At 36.0% G+C, this 770-nt stretch carries 1 pseudogene; it reads right to left on the bottom strand.

Annotated features, from left to right (window positions below):
- A pseudogene (locus ED2_RS14510) lies at nt 1-770 on the bottom strand (IS3-like element IS1485 family transposase); the annotation flags it as partial.

Below are 770 nucleotides of genomic sequence, written 5' to 3'. Positions count from 1 at the left end.
ATCAATAGCTTGGTTATCAAACTCTTTTCCACGATCAGTATGAAAAATCTCAACCTCTGTCAGAGGTTGTTTGATACGGCTAAATGCTTTTTTTACTAGAACGGCATCTTTATGTTCTCCACAAGAATAGCCGAGAATTTCTCGATTGAACAGATCCAAAATGAAACAGACATAATTCCATTTTTTCCCGACTCGTACATAAGTCAAGTCTGTTACGATCGCTTCTAATGGGTTGTCTCTTAAGAATTTACGATTCAATACGTTTGTCGTTTTGGCTTCATTGCAAGTAGAATGATGTACTTTAAAATAAGCAACAGTATAGCTCGATTTTAATCCTCTATTTTTCATGATTCTACTAATTTTTCGTCGGCTGATCTGAATGCCTCGTTTTGATAAGGCTTTTTTTATTTTTCTTGAGCCGTAGGCCTTTCGGCTGCGGATAAATTCTTCAGCGACTACTTCTTCAAGTTCTGATTCGTCTTTCTTTGGTTTTGATTGATAATAATAGGACTGACGTGATAGACCTAATATTCTGCACATCGCTGATATAGGGTAAAGATGCTTATTCGCATCGATTACTTGTCTCTTCGTCCGAATATCAGCGCTGCTTGCTTTAAAATATCATTTTCCATTTCTAATTGCTGGTTTCTTTTACGTAGTTCTAACAATTCTTTTTGTTCAGGCGTAAGATTATCTTTTTCTTTGAATGAACCACTCGTTTTAGATTGCTTTACCCATTTGTCAAATGCTGAAGCCGTTAGTTCATATTC

It is taken from the genome of Enterococcus durans NBRC 100479 = LMG 10746, from assembly GCF_001544215.1.
GTDB lineage: Bacteria > Bacillota > Bacilli > Lactobacillales > Enterococcaceae > Enterococcus_B > Enterococcus_B durans.
The sequence above is the reverse complement of the archived record's forward strand: the minus strand, read 5'-3'. Positions and strand labels throughout refer to the sequence as shown.